This window comes from Bacillus fungorum, assembly GCF_002746455.1.
Classification (GTDB): domain Bacteria; phylum Bacillota; class Bacilli; order Bacillales; family Bacillaceae_G; genus Bacillus_A; species Bacillus_A fungorum.
Genome location: NZ_NWUW01000162.1, coordinates 1 through 554, shown reverse-complemented (window position 1 = coordinate 554; position 554 = coordinate 1). Strand labels below are relative to the sequence as shown.

At 40.8% G+C, this 554-nt stretch carries 1 pseudogene; it reads right to left on the bottom strand.

Annotated elements, in window-relative coordinates:
- Positions 1-554, bottom strand: a pseudogene (locus CO726_RS31250) (helicase); the annotation flags it as partial.

Here is a 554-nt window from a genome sequence, read left to right as displayed (position 1 = left end):
ACCAATTCTTGCGAACAAATGATAACATTCACACCGCTATTTACTTGCTCTTTTAACCATTCACTACGTTTTGGTGGAGTAACTGTATTGGTACGGAGAATAGCTACTTTCGCACCAGGTACTTGCTCTGCCACCTTCTGTAAACGGGGCTGAACATCTCGTTCCTTTACTGTAGATCCTGTATCAGATACATAAATGATGGTTGGACGACCTTCAGAGATTTCAGTATGCAATATTTCTTGCAACTTCTTCTCCTTCGGCTGTATACAATCCTCATCAAATCTGAATTCATTATTGGACCAAACCAATTCCCTTTCCGCGTTATCCAAGTGATAGTTTGGATAGTGGTTCATATTGTCTGGATACGAATTTCCTGTACGAATATAAGAGAGCCATAGTTTCCCAACATCCGGTGTACCTTTCGCCGCTTCAATCGCTTTCTCAAAAGACTCTTTCATATGCTCATAAGCCTGTTTTTGTTCTTCCGACATCTCGACAAGAATCGTAGGTACATTGATTAACTCCACAGGATTTGGCCAAACATCTTTTAAGCG